This is a genomic window from Providencia sp. PROV040 (assembly GCF_032706145.1).
In the GTDB taxonomy this organism is placed as follows: Bacteria; Pseudomonadota; Gammaproteobacteria; order Enterobacterales; family Enterobacteriaceae; genus Providencia; species Providencia hangzhouensis.
Map to the genome: position 1 here is coordinate 172,340 of NZ_CP120531.1, position 18,100 is coordinate 190,439.

21 protein-coding genes are annotated in these 18,100 nt (G+C 49.1%); 16 read left to right on the forward strand and 5 right to left on the reverse strand.

Annotated elements, in window-relative coordinates:
* Window positions 1-66: 66 nt before the first annotated feature.
* Window positions 67-396 (reverse strand): TraA family conjugative transfer protein, encoded by a 330-nt coding sequence (gene traA, locus P3L40_RS23570; protein ID WP_094962644.1) that lies wholly within the window; start codon window positions 394-396, stop codon window positions 67-69.
* Window positions 397-673: 277 nt separating this feature from the next.
* On the opposite strand from traA, the gene P3L40_RS23575 reads away from it, so the two are divergent.
* The 5 genes from P3L40_RS23575 (at window position 674) to P3L40_RS23595 (ending at window position 2,660) form a co-directional block, all read left to right on the forward strand.
* Complete coding sequence (locus P3L40_RS23575) at window positions 674-913, forward strand: hypothetical protein (protein ID WP_094962645.1); 240 nt, start codon at window positions 674-676, stop codon at window positions 911-913.
* Between the two features lie 108 nt (window positions 914-1,021).
* Window positions 1,022-1,267 (forward strand): hypothetical protein, encoded by a 246-nt coding sequence (locus P3L40_RS23580; RefSeq protein ID WP_094962646.1) that lies wholly within the window; start codon window positions 1,022-1,024, stop codon window positions 1,265-1,267.
* On the forward strand, window positions 1,267-2,016 hold the full coding sequence (locus tag P3L40_RS23585) for a hypothetical protein (protein ID WP_094962647.1): 750 nt from the start codon (window positions 1,267-1,269) through the stop codon (window positions 2,014-2,016). The genes P3L40_RS23580 and P3L40_RS23585 overlap by 1 nt, the downstream gene beginning before the upstream one ends.
* The gene (locus P3L40_RS23590; RefSeq protein ID WP_094962648.1) at window positions 2,006-2,314 is read left to right on the forward strand and encodes a hypothetical protein; all 309 of its coding nucleotides are present in this window, start codon (window positions 2,006-2,008) and stop codon (window positions 2,312-2,314) included. The genes P3L40_RS23585 and P3L40_RS23590 overlap by 11 nt, the downstream gene beginning before the upstream one ends.
* The gene (locus tag P3L40_RS23595) at window positions 2,307-2,660 is read left to right on the forward strand and encodes a hypothetical protein (RefSeq protein ID WP_094962649.1); all 354 of its coding nucleotides are present in this window, start codon (window positions 2,307-2,309) and stop codon (window positions 2,658-2,660) included. Before P3L40_RS23590 ends, P3L40_RS23595 begins: the two co-directional genes overlap by 8 nt.
* A 151-nt stretch (window positions 2,661-2,811) precedes the next feature.
* Here the strand turns inward: P3L40_RS23595 and P3L40_RS23600 are convergent, their stop codons facing one another.
* On the reverse strand, window positions 2,812-2,946 hold the full coding sequence (locus P3L40_RS23600) for a hypothetical protein (RefSeq protein ID WP_255468643.1): 135 nt from the start codon (window positions 2,944-2,946) through the stop codon (window positions 2,812-2,814).
* 330 nt (window positions 2,947-3,276) lie between these two features.
* Here P3L40_RS23600 and P3L40_RS23605 point away from each other — a divergent pair, with 330 nt between their 5' ends.
* The 9 genes from P3L40_RS23605 (at window position 3,277) to P3L40_RS23645 (ending at window position 13,621) form a co-directional block, all read left to right on the forward strand.
* Entirely contained in the window at window positions 3,277-3,447 is a 171-nt protein-coding gene (locus P3L40_RS23605; protein ID WP_163768363.1) for a hypothetical protein, read from the forward strand.
* 546 nt (window positions 3,448-3,993) lie between these two features.
* The gene (locus P3L40_RS23610) at window positions 3,994-4,215 is read left to right on the forward strand and encodes a hypothetical protein (RefSeq protein ID WP_136135456.1); all 222 of its coding nucleotides are present in this window, start codon (window positions 3,994-3,996) and stop codon (window positions 4,213-4,215) included.
* A gap of 163 nt (window positions 4,216-4,378) precedes the next feature.
* Window positions 4,379-4,774 carry a hypothetical protein gene (locus P3L40_RS23615; protein ID WP_131680428.1) on the forward strand — a complete coding sequence of 132 codons (396 nt, stop codon included), beginning with the start codon at window positions 4,379-4,381 and terminating at the stop codon, window positions 4,772-4,774.
* 715 nt (window positions 4,775-5,489) lie between these two features.
* The gene (locus tag P3L40_RS23620) at window positions 5,490-5,957 is read left to right on the forward strand and encodes a hypothetical protein (RefSeq protein ID WP_131680429.1); all 468 of its coding nucleotides are present in this window, start codon (window positions 5,490-5,492) and stop codon (window positions 5,955-5,957) included.
* Window positions 5,958-6,155: 198 nt separating this feature from the next.
* Window positions 6,156-10,220, forward strand: a complete 4,065-nt coding sequence (locus tag P3L40_RS23625; protein ID WP_316928039.1) for an alanine-zipper protein — start codon at window positions 6,156-6,158, stop codon at window positions 10,218-10,220.
* 282 nt (window positions 10,221-10,502) lie between these two features.
* Entirely contained in the window at window positions 10,503-10,784 is a 282-nt protein-coding gene (locus P3L40_RS23630; RefSeq protein WP_094962654.1) for a hypothetical protein, read from the forward strand.
* A 380-nt stretch (window positions 10,785-11,164) separates the two neighbouring features.
* The gene (locus P3L40_RS23635) at window positions 11,165-11,716 is read left to right on the forward strand and encodes a hypothetical protein (protein WP_131680953.1); all 552 of its coding nucleotides are present in this window, start codon (window positions 11,165-11,167) and stop codon (window positions 11,714-11,716) included.
* Between the two features lie 86 nt (window positions 11,717-11,802).
* The gene (locus tag P3L40_RS23640; protein ID WP_094962659.1) at window positions 11,803-13,452 is read left to right on the forward strand and encodes an AAA family ATPase; all 1,650 of its coding nucleotides are present in this window, start codon (window positions 11,803-11,805) and stop codon (window positions 13,450-13,452) included.
* Window positions 13,442-13,621, forward strand: a complete 180-nt coding sequence (locus tag P3L40_RS23645; protein WP_094962660.1) for a hypothetical protein — start codon at window positions 13,442-13,444, stop codon at window positions 13,619-13,621. Before P3L40_RS23640 ends, P3L40_RS23645 begins: the two co-directional genes overlap by 11 nt.
* A 106-nt stretch (window positions 13,622-13,727) precedes the next feature.
* On the opposite strand, the gene P3L40_RS23650 is transcribed toward P3L40_RS23645, so the two are convergent.
* From P3L40_RS23650 to P3L40_RS23660, 3 genes are all read right to left on the reverse strand, one after another.
* Window positions 13,728-15,167, reverse strand: coding sequence for an IS1182 family transposase (locus P3L40_RS23650; protein ID WP_136135612.1), 1,440 nt, complete (start codon window positions 15,165-15,167; stop codon window positions 13,728-13,730).
* A 109-nt stretch (window positions 15,168-15,276) separates the two neighbouring features.
* Complete coding sequence (locus P3L40_RS23655) at window positions 15,277-15,606, reverse strand: helix-turn-helix domain-containing protein (RefSeq protein WP_094962661.1); 330 nt, start codon at window positions 15,604-15,606, stop codon at window positions 15,277-15,279.
* Entirely contained in the window at window positions 15,599-15,985 is a 387-nt protein-coding gene (locus P3L40_RS23660) for a type II toxin-antitoxin system RelE/ParE family toxin (RefSeq protein WP_094962662.1), read from the reverse strand. The genes P3L40_RS23655 and P3L40_RS23660 overlap by 8 nt, the downstream gene beginning before the upstream one ends.
* Before the next feature lie 142 nt (window positions 15,986-16,127).
* Here P3L40_RS23660 and P3L40_RS23665 point away from each other — a divergent pair, with 142 nt between their 5' ends.
* Together P3L40_RS23665 and P3L40_RS23670 are read left to right on the forward strand one after the other, a co-directional pair.
* Window positions 16,128-16,736 carry a hypothetical protein gene (locus P3L40_RS23665; RefSeq protein WP_094962663.1) on the forward strand — a complete coding sequence of 203 codons (609 nt, stop codon included), beginning with the start codon at window positions 16,128-16,130 and terminating at the stop codon, window positions 16,734-16,736.
* A gap of 53 nt (window positions 16,737-16,789) precedes the next feature.
* Window positions 16,790-18,010: a hypothetical protein gene (locus P3L40_RS23670; protein WP_131680952.1), complete on the forward strand. Its 1,221-nt coding sequence runs from the start codon at window positions 16,790-16,792 to the stop codon at window positions 18,008-18,010.
* The last annotated feature ends 90 nt before the right edge of the window (window positions 18,011-18,100 follow it).

Below are 18,100 nucleotides of genomic sequence, written 5' to 3' on the forward strand. Positions count from 1 at the left end.
AAAGGGGCTCTACGCCCCTTTTTTACCTAATTCAACACGCTGCTTTATCTCAACGGTTTGGTTAAGTCACGCATATGTAGCACCCGGAAGCATTATTTCAAGGATAACCCCAGGTCCGAAGGACAAGCCCAAGGCCGCTCCGATCGCAACAGCGAAAGTCATCAATGACTGGCGAATGACAGCAGCAGCCGTCCCTACGAGAGCAATCAATCCCACAAGAATACGGCCTAAAGACCCCTGCATATATGTGTAAATAACTTCCCATACCGAATCCCATCCTGCACCGTAGTAAACATCATCAAAACCATCCTCAGCATATGCAGTGGTCACGCCCAGCGCCAGAACGGCAGTGGCGGCCATAACTGATTTAATTTTGCTGGTAGTGAGTATTCTCATCGTGTACATCCTTAAATAAATTCATTGAAAGCTTGTGTGATCACCTGATCACCTTGCAGTATCAAGCAGTGAGCATTGCAAATATACCGAGCTTAGCCCGTCGAGGCAGCAAAATAGCTCCCCCTTAAGCCACGCAGTTTCGCAAGAAAAAGTGACTTTCGTCCGTGACCAGAAGAAATCAAAAATTTTAACGAGAATACCCTTCGTCAGCTGAAAGGGCGGGGTGATACTGAAATTCCAAAGCAACACGACAACGAAAACCACTGAGGACCTGTATATGCTGAAAAAACTGCTCGTTGGCTCTATCTTTATGCTGGCTGCAACCACCGCAGCTGCGTATGACGGTGTGATCCGTTTTGTGGGTGAAATCGTCGAACCGGCGCACCTGATAACCGCTAAAGGTAAACCTGTCGCAAACGTAGCCGATCGGCTGCAAAGCGTCGAAGAAGAAACGACCTACTCCAAAGTGGACAAAACGCAGGTTGTAGGCAAAACCATCATCTACACCTGGCGCTGATAATCTCAGCGGAAAACTCTTTTAAAGGCTCGACATTGTCGGGCTTTTTTTCGTCATAGGTATGACTCAGCTGATAATGAAGGTTCATTCCACCCATAGGGGGTAACAGTGGCAAGCGAAGAAATCCGAGAGGTTACACGCATTGGGCGCGCCGATGGTCAATGGGGTTGCAAATGCCCACATTGTGGCCGCGCTATGTTCTTTTCTGAAGACACCATCGAAGAAGTGAGGGGGAGTCAGTACCAGCATACGGCGCGCCTGTCCTTCATCTCTGAGCAACGTTGCAACGGCTGGCTGGAAGTATCAAGCACGGCCAAATATTCACGCATCATGTTTGACCAAGGGGAAGAGTAATGCTTTCAGTTGAACGTATGGACGAGATCGCTCGCCTAGCTATTCACCTCAATCACATCAAAGGCTGTGCTGCGGTTACCAGTAGCGGCGAAACCGTCATGCACCATACGCTGGTGGAGCAGATCACAACCGCGTTGCACGACCTTACTGCACAATTGCAGGCTACGGCTTTAAACAGCACGGGGCAAATTAACGAACGCCAAGCCTTTAACGCCATGCTGGCTTCTGACTACTCTGCCGACAAAAGCGGTGCGGTCACTGAAGCTGACGAGAAGGCTTTTATCTCTGGGCTATGGCGTGTATGGCAGGCGCGCGCCGAGCTTGCACGCCCAGCGATCCCATTGTTCGCTGTGCCGGAAGGCTTCATGCTTGCGCCTAAACGCCAAACTGAAGAGATGGCGTTTGCCGTAATGGCAGGGGTTCACCCGGACGATTACGCAGCCATGATGGCGCAGGCTCCGCGCATTAACGTGGAGTGTGAGCACGTTGGGTATGTCACGAAAGACCGTCGGCACATGATCTTCAAAGACAGCCCGAATATGCTGCCCGATGATATCTCCACCCTGGATAAGCTGGTGGTATTGAAAGCAGCGGTGCCCGCGCCTCAATACAAGGCCATGCCGCGTGAAATGACCGATGAGATCGGTGAGGCGATCGCAAAAGAAGCCCGTTGCTGCGGCGGTATAGCCTTATCCATCTACGAAGCGGCTCTGGATGCGGAACCAGAAGGAAAGCCCGATGAAAAATGAAGTGATGGGGGAAGAGCAACTGATCGATATCTGCAAATACGAACCTGAAAATTCGTTGCTGCGTATCATCGCCGAAGAGCTCCTGGCTCGCCGTCAAGAGGACAAGCAGACGTCCCCAGAAAGTGTCGTGTTGCTGTGGGACCGTATCGGTGAGATGGATAAATCACAGGTTATGGATGTGCTGAGCACAGTTTGCCGCAAATACACCAAACTACATGGCCGGTATTGTGATGCTGTTCAGCGCGCTGGCGAACTGTCCGTTAAGCTGGTGGCTATACAGGGGAAACGCGATGAGTGAAGCCAGCGATAAGGCCGATCTACACCGGCAGCTAATCCGCCTGGGTGATATGATGGGCGACGGCCTCCATCACGAGCCGGGCGGTAAATGGATCAGCAAGGAGTATCGCCGCGTAGCCAAAGCGTTAGGGTACGACATCCCAGCGGTAAAGCGGCAATCTGACCCGGCGCGAGAACAACGAACTGAGGCCATCAACCAACGAATGCAAGAGCGTGTTCGTGATGTGCCCTGCCCGAAGTGTGGCGGGGTACTGAAGCAGGTTCGTTCCGGCTCTATGAAAGCTAACTGCGAACCTTGCGGCAATCGGTATACGTTGCTCACCGTCCAGAGAAAAAAATCGCGTTAACTTTCCAGGTCGCTCACAATGAGCGACCTTGTCTCCTTTTTTCGTCACCGCCGCATTCCCCCTATAATTAGGGTATCCACCCCTTTGAAATGGTATCAAGATGCTTTTTTCCTTTTTTACAGATGGCGTATCAGGGTTCATTTTCATGTGGTTAGTAGCCATCTTGTTCATCATCTGGACCTGTATATAAGGAACTGCTATGCCTGAAGCTATCAAACAAGGTGCCGGAACCATAACGACCAGGGATCTGTACTTTCGCTATACCGCCTATAACGGACGTCGTCATACAGTCAAAGTGACCGCATTCAACTTTGACGGTGGCGCATACGTTCAGGATTTCCCCAGTGTGGCGATCCCCGCAGGGAAGATAAGAGTGCTCCGATGTACTTGTGGTGCCAATAACTGGACTGACGACGGCCGCTACATCAATGATTACTGCTGCGGTTCCTGTGGGGCATACGTGACGATTTGCGTTGAGAAATGAGGCATTTTCAGAGCGCTACATTGTTTTTGAAAATATAGACCGCAATAGGGTTGTAGAGCCTTCGTCAGCTGATCGGGTAGGGCGAAACTAATTGCACAAGGTAAGAAAACTAACACGCAATTAGGAGTCATCATGAAAGCTCAAGCTGTTCGCAACCGTTCATTTGATGCCATTAAAGCCCGCGCAGCAAGCGTCATCAATGCAGTAATCATGCATGAGGCCACCAGCGCTGTTCTCTTCGCTCTGATGGTGTTCGGCCTGGTGTATTGCGGCGTCCTGTTCGGTGTTCAGCCACTGAAGTAACTCAATCCCAAGGGGTCGGGGTAACGCCTAGTCCATTACCGTCAGCGTAGAGCACTGACGGTGTTTAGCTCCCGGCTAGGGGGCTTTTTTTTTGCCTTCGATTCCACTCAAAGCGGCTACCATGATAATCACCCTGAGGGTAATACCCTTAACCCTGAGGGTGATTTGGGGTGAGGGTAAGGGTTGCGCAAAAATCGAACATATGATTTCATTTGCCAACTATCCTTTTCAAAATGACAGGCGCGATGACAGACTCCACGTTTAAAAAAGCTCTCGCCGCTCTGGAAGAAAGGGGGCTTACTCTGACCGAAAGCACAAACAGGATATTCCTCATCCTTCCTGGATATGGCCGCGTGAATGTAGCTGTGCGTAATTCCAGAGGAGAACCAGATACAGCCACTCTAACCGTGAGGGCTGATGGTAGTGTTAGCTGCCGTCTGTCTCATGAGCCGAGGGATACAACGCCGACACGCCGGGAATGGTGATCGTACTTCGTTAACCGGTTACAGCGGGACATAATGAAGTCTCTACTTACAGGAGGCCATCATGCAAAGCGAAGCATTTAAAGAACATGTCCGCAACTCCATCGACCCAAGCGCCACTATCCAGGCGAACTGTCATCATCGCGTCACTTTCAAGTGCTGCACCCAAAGCGACGTCATAGATCAGGTTAATGCCAGCCTGGTTCGATCCGCCTTGGGTGTAGGGGAAGGTGACCCGTTACCCGTGAAAGCCAGCCCAATGGCCGCTAAACGAAACCCCAAATAAGCCTTACTGTATTCTTAAAAATTGAGAGTTCTGGCCTGTTCAGAGCTCTTTTTTTATTCAAAAAAAAGATGTTTTTTGTCCGATTTCCTTCGTCAGATCTGCGGGTGTGAGATAATTATCTTAGTTAAAAACAAACACATTTACAGATTTGGAGGGCACAAAAATGGCAATCAGCATCAAAAACCTGTTCGGTCGTAATCGTAAAGCAAAAGCACATTCAACCAGTTTTGTGTCTGATATCCAGGTCGATTTTGAAGAAGAGCAACCAGAGTTCTTCACTCAGGAAGAGCTAGAAGAGTTGGAGTACGAGCGCCAGGGTATTCGCTTCACCGAAGAGGAAGATCTCAGCGCTATCGCTCACCTGGCCGTTACGCACTACTACTACGACGACGAGGAAGAAGACTTCGTCGAAGAAGACATCGAGACCGCGCCGTTACGCCGCTATGGTTGCAGCAATGAAGTCCAAAAGATGAATGACACCATGTTCCAGATGGTTTATGACCATACGATTGGTGGTCAACTGTCCGCTGGTGGTGTTTTCGGATACGGCTCAATGTAATAACTGGTTATGCAATGCATCAAAGGGGAACTCAGGCTCTCCTTTTTATTTTCCTTTGAATCTTTTTCCTGCCAAGCCGCCTTTTCGGGCATGTTCCCCAAGAATTGATGAGCGCCCCCGGCGCGATCTGGGCTGGTCACATAAACCAGCCTTGTGGGAAGGATGCCACAGCACCCTGGGTGAGCTCTCAGCGAACCCACACTGTTCGCCCGGATAAAATAGGGACTATTATCAGGCGACCCACAAAGCCCGAGGAATGGGCTCGGAATGACATAGGGGAGGGGTTTTAACACCCCATCCCTATGTTAGTTCGATGATCTCCCCAAGGTACTTTTGGGGGTTTGAGGGATAACGGAGCCGCGACCGCCACCAAACATGCCACCTACAAGGAAAAGGCCAGCAATTCGATGGCCTTTTTTCTTTGTCAGTCAATTGAACTGAGTAATTATACTTATCTCAAATGGCAGCGGTGAATCCCGCTAAGCGCAGGGGCCTGTATTGCAGCTTTACTCCTCCGAATTGGCGAGTTGACTTGATACGGTCAACTCACTGGGAGGCACCCAGCACCGCTGTCATTTGCCCCCCCAACGTTCAAATCTTCTTCCTACAACTTGGAGAAAACATGTCTCTGACATCTCGCGCTAAAGCAGAATTGAAAGATGCCGCTAGTTGAGCCAGATGTTTCTGTGTGTTTTTCCTACCTAACGAGGTCAAGATGTCTAATTACTTCAGCTTTTTCGCATACCTTCCTGAATCAATAGCCATTTTGATGGTTGGATTTATGGTGATTACAATGATCGGCATATCTTCATCATGGTTGGCAATGAATAAGGTTAGAAGTAGCCAAGAACGCACCCTATGGCAAGCGACGAGCCTACCCTCTATTGCCCTACGGAAAGCGCATATCGTAGTACGCAATCTGTTTATTGCATACGCAATTATTTTTCCATTCTACCGAGAACTCCCGAACCTATGGACGGTCATAGCTTGCCTCGGTGTGGTCCTGACGCTGAGTTTGTATGCCTGCATTCGATTTAAATACGCCCAATACGTCGAGACTATTCCAAGGAAAGAATTAACAGAAAAGCAGAAACAAAATCACAGTAAGTATGTGTCATCTGAAGAACGACAGTTTAACGCCATAGTAAAGTGCATTGATTTGATAGATTTGAAAAAACCATAACCTTTTCTTAGTGTTAAAAGAATCCAAAGGGCCAGCTTTTGCTGGCTTTTTTATAGAAAATTTCCGACCGAAAACGAGCCCGTTTTGAGGGGCTTTTCCCTGTAAATAGATATACCTGCTTTTTTATAATTTCCTTGGTGCCATTCCGTGCATGAAAGGCAATTACGCCGTTTTACGTTAACCCAGTGGAGTAAGTACATGTCGATCAGTTCTTGGTTGAAAGAGAACAGTAAAAGCAGTTTGGCCAGCAAAGGTCGTTCCAATGCGGGCAAGTCTCTGGCATCAATGCCTGAGAACAAAGTTTTGGTAAAACGACTGAACAAAGTCATGCTATCGCTAATGGTTGCAGGCGTTTTCACTGGGACCTCGTTTGCGGAGTCACCAGCCATTAACATCGGCGAAAACAACAAGGTGGTGGAAGGTAAAAAAGGTGTCGTAGTCGGTAATAACAACGATTCTCAGCATGACGCTTCGATCGTCATCGGTGACGAAAACATTACCCAGCTCTATGGTACTTCCACTGACAAGTCACGTCTGATCATCGGGAACGGTAACAAGGCTAATTCCGGGGCCATCATCCTGGGCAATAAAGCGACCGCTGGCGAAGAGGCCATTGTGATCGGTGGTGAATCCAGTAAGACGTTAGGTGTGGCGATCGGCGCTGGTTCTAAAGGTGGTTTTAACGGTGTTGCATTAGGTCAGGGCTCGAATAGCGAAAATTCCAACTATGGTGTGGCGATCGGTGCTCAGTCGAAAACAATCAGCTCCGGACGTTCGGGGCAGGGCTCTGTGGCGCTTGGTTCCGTTGCGTCGGCGGGTAATGGCGGTATCGCGGTTGGCTATGGTGCTAACGCTGATAAAGGTGGAGTGGCGATCGGTATAACTGCGCGCTCAACTTACGAAGATTCCGTTGCGATCGGCAATGGTAGCGTCACGAACCGTAAAAATTCGGTCTCCGTTGGTGATTACGGCAACGAACGTCAAATCACATCGGTAGCAGAAGGTACAAGCGGCACTGATGCTGTTAATAAAAATCAGCTCGATGTTGTGGACAAAAAAGCGAAAGAGGCACTGGGTGTGGCAAATAACGCCCAGGATGCAGCCAATTACGCAGCTGATGTTGCTGAAGATGCCAACGCAAAAGCTGATAACGCTGCCAAGAAGGCCGTTGAAGCAGAGGCAGCGTCAAAGACCGCAGCAAGTAAAGCAGATCAAGCTCTAACATCGGCCGGGGAAGCTAATGCCAACGCCATTAAGGCGCAAGATGCGGCAGGGCAGGCTCAGGCAACGGCAAACAGCGCTGATAGTAAAGCTGATAGCGCACTTTCCGCCGCAAGAGAAGCGAACGCAAAAGCTGATGCGGCTCAATCCAGTGCAGATAAAGCTCAGGCGACAGCCAACGACGCCAGCGGGAAAGCCGATCAGGCGCAGGCCTCGGCCGATAAAGCTCAATCAACCGCGACCGATGCTGGGAACAAAGCGGACGCTGCGCAATCCAGTGCAGACAAGGCACAGTCATCTGCGGATAAAGCCCAGATCACTGCCAACGATGCCAGCGGGAAAGCTGATCAGGCACAGGCCTCGGCGGATAAGGCTCAATCAACCGCGACCGATGCTGGGAACAAAGCGGACGCCGCGCAATCCAGTGCAGACAAGGCACAGTCATCTGCGGATAAAGCCCAGATCACTGCCAACGATGCCAGCGGGAAAGCTGATCAGGCACAGGCCTCGGCGGATAAGGCTCAGACAACCGCGACCGATGCTGGAAACAAAGCGGATGCCGCTCAGTCCAGCGCTGATAAGGCGCAATCGGCTGCGGTCAAAGCCCAGGAAACCGCCAACGATGCCAGCGGGAAAGCCGATCAGGCGCAGGCATCGGCCGATAAAGCTCAATCAACCGCGACCGAGGCAGGGAATAAGGCCGATGCCGCGCAATCCAGTGCAGACAAGGCACAGTCTTCTGCGGACAAAGCACAGGGCACAGCCAACGATGCCAGCGGGAAAGCCGATCAGGCACAGGTCTCGGCCGATAAAGCTCAATCAACCGCGACCGATGCCGGAAACAAAGCGGACGCAGCTCAGTCCAGCGCTGATAAGGCGCAGTCGTCTGCGGACAAAGCCCAGAGCACCGCCAACGATGCCAGCGGGAAAGCCGATCAGGCACAGGCCTCGGCCGATAAAGCTCAATCAACCGCGACCGATGCCGGAAACAAAGCGGACGCAGCTCAGTCCAGCGCTGATAAAGCGCAGTCGTCTGCGGACAAAGCCCAGAGCACCGCCAACGATGCCAGCGGGAAAGCCGATCAGGCACAGGCCTCGGCCGATAAAGCTCAATCAACCGCGACCGATGCCGGAAACAAAGCGGACGCAGCTCAGTCCAGCGCAGATAAGGCGCAATCGGCTGCGGACAAAGCCCAGAGCACCGCCAACGATGCCAGCGGGAAAGCTGATCAGGCGCAGGCCTCTGCTGATAAGGCACAATCTACCGCGACCGATGCCGGGAACAAAGCCGATGCAGCCCAATCCAGCGCTGATAAAGCGCAATCCACTGCCGATCTGGCCCTTAATTCCGCAGGCAATGCTCAGGTCTCAGCTGATAACGCCCAAGCATCAGCCGACCAGGCAAATAAAAAAGCGGATGGCGCTCAAGCTTCTGCCGATAAGGCACAAGCAACGGCAGACAATGCACAAATGAGTGCAGATAAAGCCCAATCGTCTGCTGATCTGGCAAACCAAAAAGCGGATAGCGCGCAAGCTTCTGCTGACAAGGCGCAGTCTGCGGCGGACAACGCTGGCAAGAAGGCCGATAACGCTCAGGCAAGTGCTGATAAAGCTCAATCCTCAGCCGTTCAGGCAAACCAAAAAGCAGATAGCGCGCAAGCTTCTGCGGACAAGGCGCAGTCTGCGGCGGACAACGCTGGTAAAAAGGCCGATAACGCACAGGAAAGCGCTGATAAAGCTCAATCCTCTGCCGATCAGGCAAACCAAAAAGCGGACAGCGCGCAAACTTCTGCCGATAAGGCGCATTCTGCGGCGGACAACGCTGGTAAGAAGGCCGATAACGCTCAGGCAAGTGCTGATAAAGCTCAATCCTCTGCCGATCAGGCAAACCAAAAAGCGGACAGCGCGCAAACTTCTGCCGATAAGGCGCATTTTGCGGCGGACAACGCTGGTAAGAAGGCCGATAACGCTCAGGCAAGTGCTGATAAAGCTCAATCCTCAGCTGATCAGGCGAGCCAAAAAGCGGATGGCGCTCAAACCTCTGCCAACCAGGCAAACAAGAAGGCGGATGATGCACAGGCAACGGCAAACAGCGCTCAATCCTCGGCGGATAAAGCACAGCAGGCTGCGAACGATGCAAGTAGCAAAGCTGGCACAGCTCAAGCGTCCGCAGACAAAGCCCAAACCACCGCTGACAATGCGCATGCGGTAGCTACCACGGCTGACAAAAAAGCGGACAACGCCCAAGCATCAGCTGATAAGGCACAAAGCACCGCTGACGTTGCTTCGGCTAAATCTGATAATGCTCATGCAGCGGCAAATGCGGCAGACGTTAAAGCAGATAAGGCTCAGTCCTCTGCGGACAATGCTCAGGCCAGTGCTAATACCGCAATTTCAAAAGCAGATACGGCAATTGGAAAGGCGGATGAGGCTCAATCGACTGCAAATACCGCAAGCTCGAAAGCTGATCGGGCACAAATTACAGCCGACGAGGCGAATACCAAAGTTGATCAGGTCCGAGGTGTCGCTAACGATGCGAAAGAGAAGGCTGGAACCGCAATCAAAGCGGCGCAAGTGGCCGACAAAAAAGCCGACAAGGCCTTTGGCCGTGCGGAAGAGGCAGAGAAAAACGCGGTAACCAAATCGAATAGCTATACCGATATTCGTTATCAGCAAAGTGTGGCCTACGCTCAGAACGCCGCAGATACAGCGGAGTTGAATGCGAACTACTATACCGATACCAAGTTCCGGGAGTTGCGTGACTCGTCCAACAAACAGTTCAAGCAGCTGGGTGAAAAAATTGAGCGAGCTGAAAAGCGTTTGAATGCTGGTATTGCTGGTGTCACGGCTATCTCTTCCATTCCTTATGCTAATGATAGCACCTTCAGTTACGGCATCGGGCTGGGTAATTACCAGAACGGAAACGCAATCGCGGGTGGCGTGCAATTCAAAACTTCGCCGAATACTCGAATCCGTTTTAACGTATCGTTGGATAGTGAAAACAACAACGCGATCGGTGTAGGCATTGCCAGTGGCTGGTAATTAAAACACCTTTTATCCAAAGTAAATTCAAGGCCAGCATTCGTTGCTGGCCTTTTTGTTGTCTGAAATTTCGTCAGCCACGATACGTGAGACAAGATAGAGCTGTGCGGTGAATCCCGCTATGCGCAGGGGCTTTGTATCAAACAGTGACTAACGACAACTCAGTTGTCCCTTTTCAGTATGAAAAGCACTGGGGTTCGGTGAAGGCGAGTCGGCTTGATACACCGATTCACTGGGAGGCACCCGGCACCGCACATCTTTTTTCAAACCGACGAGGTCAACATGAGCCAGAAAGAATTTGCAGTTGGTGATGAAGTTACCTGGACAAGCCAGGCGCAGGGCTATGAGCGTGAAAAAACCGGAACAGTTGTCGCCGTACTAAAACCACATGCTAACTTCACCAACAAGCACCGGGAAAGCTTTCCCGACCTATTTAAAAGCGCGGGAGTGGGTTACCCCCGCGATGAAATCAGTTACGTAGTCAGCGTGCCACAGGGTAAAACGGGTAAGGCCAAACCCAAGCATTACTGGCCGCGTACATCTGCGCTTAAAGCCGCTAAGTAAACCAGAAATACATTAAAAAAGGCCGGTAATCGGCCTTTTTGATTCCTAATCATACAAGGTATGAATAAGAGAGGGAAAGCATGCTTCGGGTATACGCCAAGTGCTACCGATTATCTCAGTGCTGTTTTTCTCTTAAACACATATCTCATTTTTCATGCTGTAGGCGCACTCATCTTACTGTTTTTCATCCAAAGAGGTACCTGTCGATTGGTTTAACGAAAAACGCCATGAGAGCCCGCAATCTGCGGGTTTTTTCTTATGTGGGTAACTCAACAAAAAAACATATTTTTTTCATTTTGACTGTTTGTCAGCGGCTAGGGTGGGGTGATACTGGATTCACAGGCAGTAAACAAAACGAATAACTCAATTGGAGATTTACCATGACTCAGCAAATCAATCAGACCCGCATCACTCTGACTTCGTTGAAAGTGTCTTCGTTCGCCAGCCACGAAACCTGGTGCTTTGAAGCCAAGGTTTGCTTTGACGGTAAGGCGATCGCAACGTCGTACAACAGCGGTGAAGGCGGTTGCACGTTTATTCACGCGCTGGATGGTAAAGGCAAGATGTTAGAAGAGGCTGAAGCCTTCGCCAAAACCCTTCCGGCTCTGGAGTCTCAATTCAATGATCCGAAAACAGGCAAAAAAATGATGCATGACATGGATCTTGAGTTTTTGGTGGAACTGCTGGTTTCCGATATGCAGCAAGAGAAAAAGCTGCGCGCCCGCTTTAAGCGTGAATTCCCCAAAAAGCTGCTCTATGTGAAAAATGATGCTTTGTACGGCATCAACGGCATAGACCTTAGCAAGGCTAAAGACAAAACCGCAATTTTCACAGGTTGCCGTGAGCACAACGGCAAAGACATCATCATTTTAGCTGAGCTGCCTGAAGATAAGGCTTGGGAACTCTACAAGAAAACGATGGGGACGAAGTAAGCCACCTCAGCCCGCTTCGGCGGGCTTTTTTCGTTAACTGTGCTTATTCCCAGATAATCCCTAAACAACCACCTATCGGAGCTTTTATGGCTATTACCATCACCAATGGCATTTTACGTAACGCCACGCTCGAAGAGCTGACCAGCAAGGCCTTCTCTAACGCAAGCAATAGTCAGGAAGTTGATATCGACACTGACATGCTAAGTGAAGAGGCGGTTAACGACCTACGAAATACCTGTGAGAAAATGGGGCAAAAGAAAATTGTCCGCGTCATTGACTCGATCGTTGCGGCAAAGAACGGTGATTTTTCTAAGCCTGTTGCGAGTTTTCAGGCTTTTGATGGTGTCCTGTTTGAATACCTACGTCGTGATGCCAAAGATGGCTGGATCTACCGTCGTGACGGTGATGGTAATCTGTATGTCGCGCTGGTTACATCCGTTAAACACAATACCAGCGGCAGCTACCGAAACCAGCCGCCGTCTGTGGACATCAATATTTCATGGTATGGCTACGGTAATAATTCGAACCGTGATAAACCCTATTCCGTCCACACTGGCAGCATTAAGTTTTATGCCCAAGAAGTAGCTCGCCGTCATGTTTCAAAAATTCTGGCTGAGCAAAACCTATTCAAAGAAACGCCGGAGCTGCGTGCTGAATACGATGAACAGCTGAAACGGTATCACGAGCAGGTACAAGGCCAGTTCCCTCGCCAATTCCGTGCTATCGGTGCGGCAAACAAAATCGAAGGGTATGGCAGTTACGATCGCAATTTGAACATTGCGGGTCACAAGCTAATCCATGACTTGCCCACCAGCGAGTGCGGGCCGGTCAGTGAGATGGTTGAAACCGACTTGCTGTGTACTGATACGGCTGATGGTTTCGGCGTGTTGCCTGAAGCTACAGCAGTTCGTTTCTTCGACCTGTCACTTCATCAGTTCGTCTGGGTGCATTCGAATAATGTCGAGCCATACGAGTACGACAAAAACCTGCGTAACAAGATGATTTTGCCAGAATCGCATAGCGATTTATTGGATGTCCTAACCACCGATATTACCGCTTTTACCAGCGACATTATCGAAGGTAAAAGTGCGGGCAATATCATCATGTGCGTAGGCAAGCCGGGGCTGGGGAAAACGCTGACTGCCGAAGTGTATTCAGAACTGACGGAAAGAGCGCTGTACTCCATCCATGCAGGCACTTTGGGCATTAACGCTGAAGAGATCGACAAGAACCTGAAAACCGTTCTAATGCGTGCCCGTCGCTGGGATTGTGTGCTGCTCCTGGACGAAGCGGATGTGTTCGTTATGGCTCGTGGGCTGGATATGGTTCATAACGCAGTGGTCGCTGAATTCCTACGCACGATGGAGTATTTCGACGGCCTGATGTTTATGACATCAAACCGTGAAGATGACCTGGATGAAGCTATCATCCCTCGTTGTGCAGCGATCATTCGCTATGACGTGCCTACGATTGATGACGCCAAGAAAATTTGGCAGGTGATGGCAGACAACTTTGGTGTCGAACTCAGCGAAAATCTACTGAATCAGCTGGTGGAACGATTCCCTACAATGCCTCCTCGCGATATCAAGATGCTGCTTCGCCTGACACTGCGTATGTGCCGAGCCAAGCATGGTGATGGGGCAATCCCAGACATTGAGATGTTCCGCCGTTGTGCGATGTTCCGGGGGGTACAAATCCGCTCTAAAAACGAAAGGCAGCAAGATAATGCAGCGTAATGAACAAAGCCCTGAACAGATCAGGGCCGCAGAAATTTGCGACCAATTCGATGCGCAGGTGTTTACTGGAGATGCCTTCCAGGGTAAGGAAGAGGCTGTGATCCTGCTGGAACATGCCATGCGATGGCAAAAAGCAGCATTGAATATGTTAAAAAGTAATGCCCGATGAAAGATAAAAGCCCCTGATTTAGGGGCTTCAGATTGATGACGAACCCCATGTTTTTAGCATGGGGTTTATTGTGTTAGCGACCGAAGGTCGCGATCGCGATATTTTTCTAAAATCCCATCATCAATAACTTTCTCAAGCTATATTCCGTTCTATATGCCTTTAATTGGCTTTGTATTAACTTAAAAAAGTAAAAAAGAAGCGCCAGTAGCGCCATCTTCTTCATATTTTGTGCAACAGCTGCTAATAAGCACTGCATTTGCACTTTATTTAACCCACGGAACCGCGCATAACGGTGACCATGATGTTGTTTGGCATCGGCAAAACTTCTTTCTACCGTCTCTTTTCGTCTTGCGTAGATTTTTTTACCCCACTTGCTTAGCCGTAACGTATTTGACCACTCTTTCGCTTCTTCCCATACATGTCGAGTGATTGTTTTTTGTCCTTTTTTGTTTTGAGTACACGATTGTCGATGTTCGCATAATTGGCATTGAGCCATATTGGATTTGTAATGTTTATAACCATTACGGTCAGTTGTACTGTAGGTTAAAAGCGCTTCGGTTGGACACACATACACATCGCGCTGTGCATCATAGTAAAAATGTTTTTTTTGATACGCATTTTGCCCTTTATTGGGACGTCGATAACCAGGAACAAGAGCGATACTCATTTCTTTCGCGAGATGACAAACGGGGGCGGTGAAGTAACCGGCATCCACGCCTGCGGCAATGGGGTTAAGATTAAAACGTTCAATTTGACGCTGTAATCGGCCAATGTAAGGCTGGCTATCGTGCACATTTCCTGCGGTGACATGGGTGTCCATAATGATACCGTGCTTTCCATCAACCGTACGATGGTCAAGATAAAAGAAGCCTTTGGGTTTATTGTCCCGATGCATAAAACCACTTTCAGGGTCAGTGGTACTTACTTTAGTGTTTTTGACGGCGCTGTTTTCGTTGGATTTTTTTGCGTCGGGTAACGGCTTTTTTGCGTGATTTTTCCGGTCTCTTTCGACAGCGACATTGAGTTGTTCAATATATTCACTTGGGGCGATGGGACGCTCTTCATTAATGGCTTTGTGCGGGTTCGCGTTGGCTTTCAAGTGGGTACTGTCAGTATAAAGAACGCGTCCATTCGCCATGCCTCCACTGATGGCTTGTTCAACGACATGGTCAAATATCTGCTGGAAAATATCACTGTCATTAAATCGGCGAATACGATTTTGGCTCAATGTTGAAGCATCGGGCACTTTCTCCGTTAACCCCATGCGTAAAAACCAACGATAAGCCATATTGACTTGGATTTCTTTAACCAGTTTTCGCTCTGATGGGATACCAAACAGATAGCCTAACAGCATCATTTTAATAAGACGAACAGGGTCAATCGCAGGTCGCCCGTTATTGGGACAATAAAGGTGAGCAACGGCATCACGAATAAATTCAAAGTCCATAATCGCATCGACTTTACGAACAAGATGGTCTTCAGGCACCAACTCATCGAGTGTGATAGTTTCGAATTGATATTGCTGAGGAGAAGGTTCTTTTAACATATCGGTTAGCTCATTATTTGTACTAACCTTATTAGATCAAAGTCCTCACTAAAAAGCGAGGACTTTGTCAGCAGTCTGAAGCCCCTGATTTAGGGGCTTTATTTTAGCCTTAGACCACCAAAACTTCTGGGCCTTTGCTTTCAAGAATACGCAACATCCTCAATGCAGGGCCGCTTGGTTTCTTTTCCCCTCGTTCCCATTTGGATATGCTCTCTTTCGACATTCCCAATGCACGAGCGAGCACAGATTGAGACATACAATATTTAGTCCGCAACATCTTGATCTCAGAGCCGCTCATCGCTGAAACTTCTTTTATTTTATCGTTAATTTCACGAGCACGGAGGGTGCTTTCAATATCTTTAACCAGGCTTTCAGGTGATGCACCAGCTGCATTTAACTCTTTAGCCAATTCAAGCATGTTATTAAGTTTGTTACTCATCAGTAATTTCCTCCAGAATTCCTTTAGAAATTAAGTTGTTAATGGTTTTTTCTTCAAAACTCAGAAACTCAGCAGCTAATTTTTTATAGGTTTCCAATTCATCATCTTCAATCTCTTTTGTACCTTTGGCATTGACCATGTTTTTAGTCCATCCATCTGCAAAAAAAAGATGATTGTTTATCTTAAAAAAGATAATAACCCTAACACTTCCACTTTTGCCTTGTCCTTTCATTGCAAGGCGCTTTTTTATCACTCCACCGCCTAAATCAGCTTCAAATTGTCCTTGTTGAACTTCATGAGCAGCATCAAGTAACTGTTTGTCTGTTATAGGTATTTTTTTGGTGCTTCGGATAAAAGATGAGATTTTATAGAACGCCACATTATCCCCTTAAGCGGTACCTGTTACTATAGTAATGGGTACTACCTAAATGTGCAATATTTATTAGTCTGCTAACGTTAAATATTTCGTGGGCAAGAATTATTGGGGAATAATTAGTGCTTTTACGACAAGGGTGGTTTTCATGCATAACAACACAGAACCAAAGACGAGTTTCGTTATCAATCTGCCGACTAACCTGCATAAAGACAGCCAGGCTCTGATTTTGAAAACGGCTGAGGTAGTGGCTGAAAAAATGCGATCTACCGAACTGAAGCGGGGGCTCACGAACGAATGGGCAAAACCCGATTGGGGATCGTCTTGCATCAACGATTTTCTCCGGCATGTCGATAAGGGCGACCCGAGAGACCTCGCAGTCTACGCTAACATGATGATCCACCACGGCTGGACAACGAAAGATGCAGTGAAGAATGTTATCAGCCAAGTTTTCGAACAAACCAGCCAAGAGCTGCGTGAAGAGCTGGTAGCCTTAACACAGCTGCTTCGTGTTGTTTTTGTTTATGCCGGACTGAGTAAGCCTGAATTGCCTATAAGCGGGGCTCAAATGTTGATGCAAGCCGACGACCTCAGCGCCGTGCTGCGCCAGTCTGTTGTTCTGCCTGAAATGAATTTAGACCACGTTCAGGTGTTTCATCATGCATTTAACAACTTCAGCGACGAGCCGCTTGGCCCGGAGGAAGCGGATAATATTTTGACAGGCTTGAAAGCCGTCGTAAATTCGCTGCAACGCTAAAATAACCCGCGTCTCGCCTGGCCGAGGCTATGAAACTGGAGAAGGAAAAAACTATGAACCAGATCGTGACCGACGAACTGCATTTGATGTTCAATGATATGGGTATCAAAGATAGCTTGCGCAAAATTCTTCGTGCCATTGACGGTATTCCCAATGTTCAATACCTGGTGAAAGACGGAAAGGTGTTTGTGTTTGAAAAGCTGGTTTCACTGATGCTAAGCGAAAAATCGACCGAGCCGCAAAAGGCGCTAGAGCTTCTGGCTCAAGCCTATGTCACTCCGATGCAGGCGGTTACCGACTGGAAAATCGTGCCGTATCCTTTTGAGGTGATCGGTAATGGAAATTACTGGGTGTTGCACCACACAAAATTCGATGCAGTGATCCCGAAAAAATTCGATACCGTCGGCCAGGTACAAGAAGCGATGGCAGAATTACTATTGGGCCGTTCTATCACACCCGACGCCTGCGAGCTGATGGAGCCTAACCTGTTCTACTTTGAAAAACAGGTTTACAAAAGCATCGTCAGCCTGGCTGATATCCCTTCCGATCCGCTGGCTGAGTGGGATGACATGACGGCGGACAGTGTTGAAATGTTGAGCGTTGAGCAATACATTCCCGGTCACCCTCTGCTGACGGAAATCGTGTTTACGGGGATCAGTGAGGTTTCCGGTAAATGGCAAGGTAAACTTGACTGGATGCACTGCGCTGCGGAGCACGATGATGAAGCCATCTCCAGTATCTCGTTCCTGCCGCTTGAACGGCTCAACGCAGATTACGCAACGACCTGGGTACCTGAAGAGGATGACAAACAGGTTATCGCTACCTTGCGGGAGTATTACCCTGAACTGTCTGGTATTAGCGATGCCGCGCTCTATTTCCTGTATGACGAATTCCAGATGGCCTGTAATCAGGTTTCTGGGGCAGAGCCTATCCGCGATACTGATTTTCTGTTCTATGCGACAGGTACCGCACTGGGTGTCGATGATGACGGTCCGGCTGTTCGTGATGCCGGGAAGATCGCAGTGTATCTGCTCTCTGAAGGTGCGTCAGTAGAAGCGTTACCCCAGAAAATTGCGGGCTACGTTTCCCGCGATAAAACCCTCCGCCAGTTGGCCCTGTGGCGTTGGAATGTCTCGAAGTTTTTGGAAATCGTTGCCCAGACCCCAAAAGGTGCAGGACAGCCTATCGCTGTTTTTTCAGATCTGATGAATGTCGCCCGTAAATATGGGAGCACTTCCGTGACGGTAACCCAGTCACGGTCTGACTTAGGCTAATTTTGTCGGCCGGTAAGGTCGTGTAACACTGTCTCTGTATTGAATGCGCCTGCACCTACGGGTGCGGGCATTTTAAATAACAGAGGACTC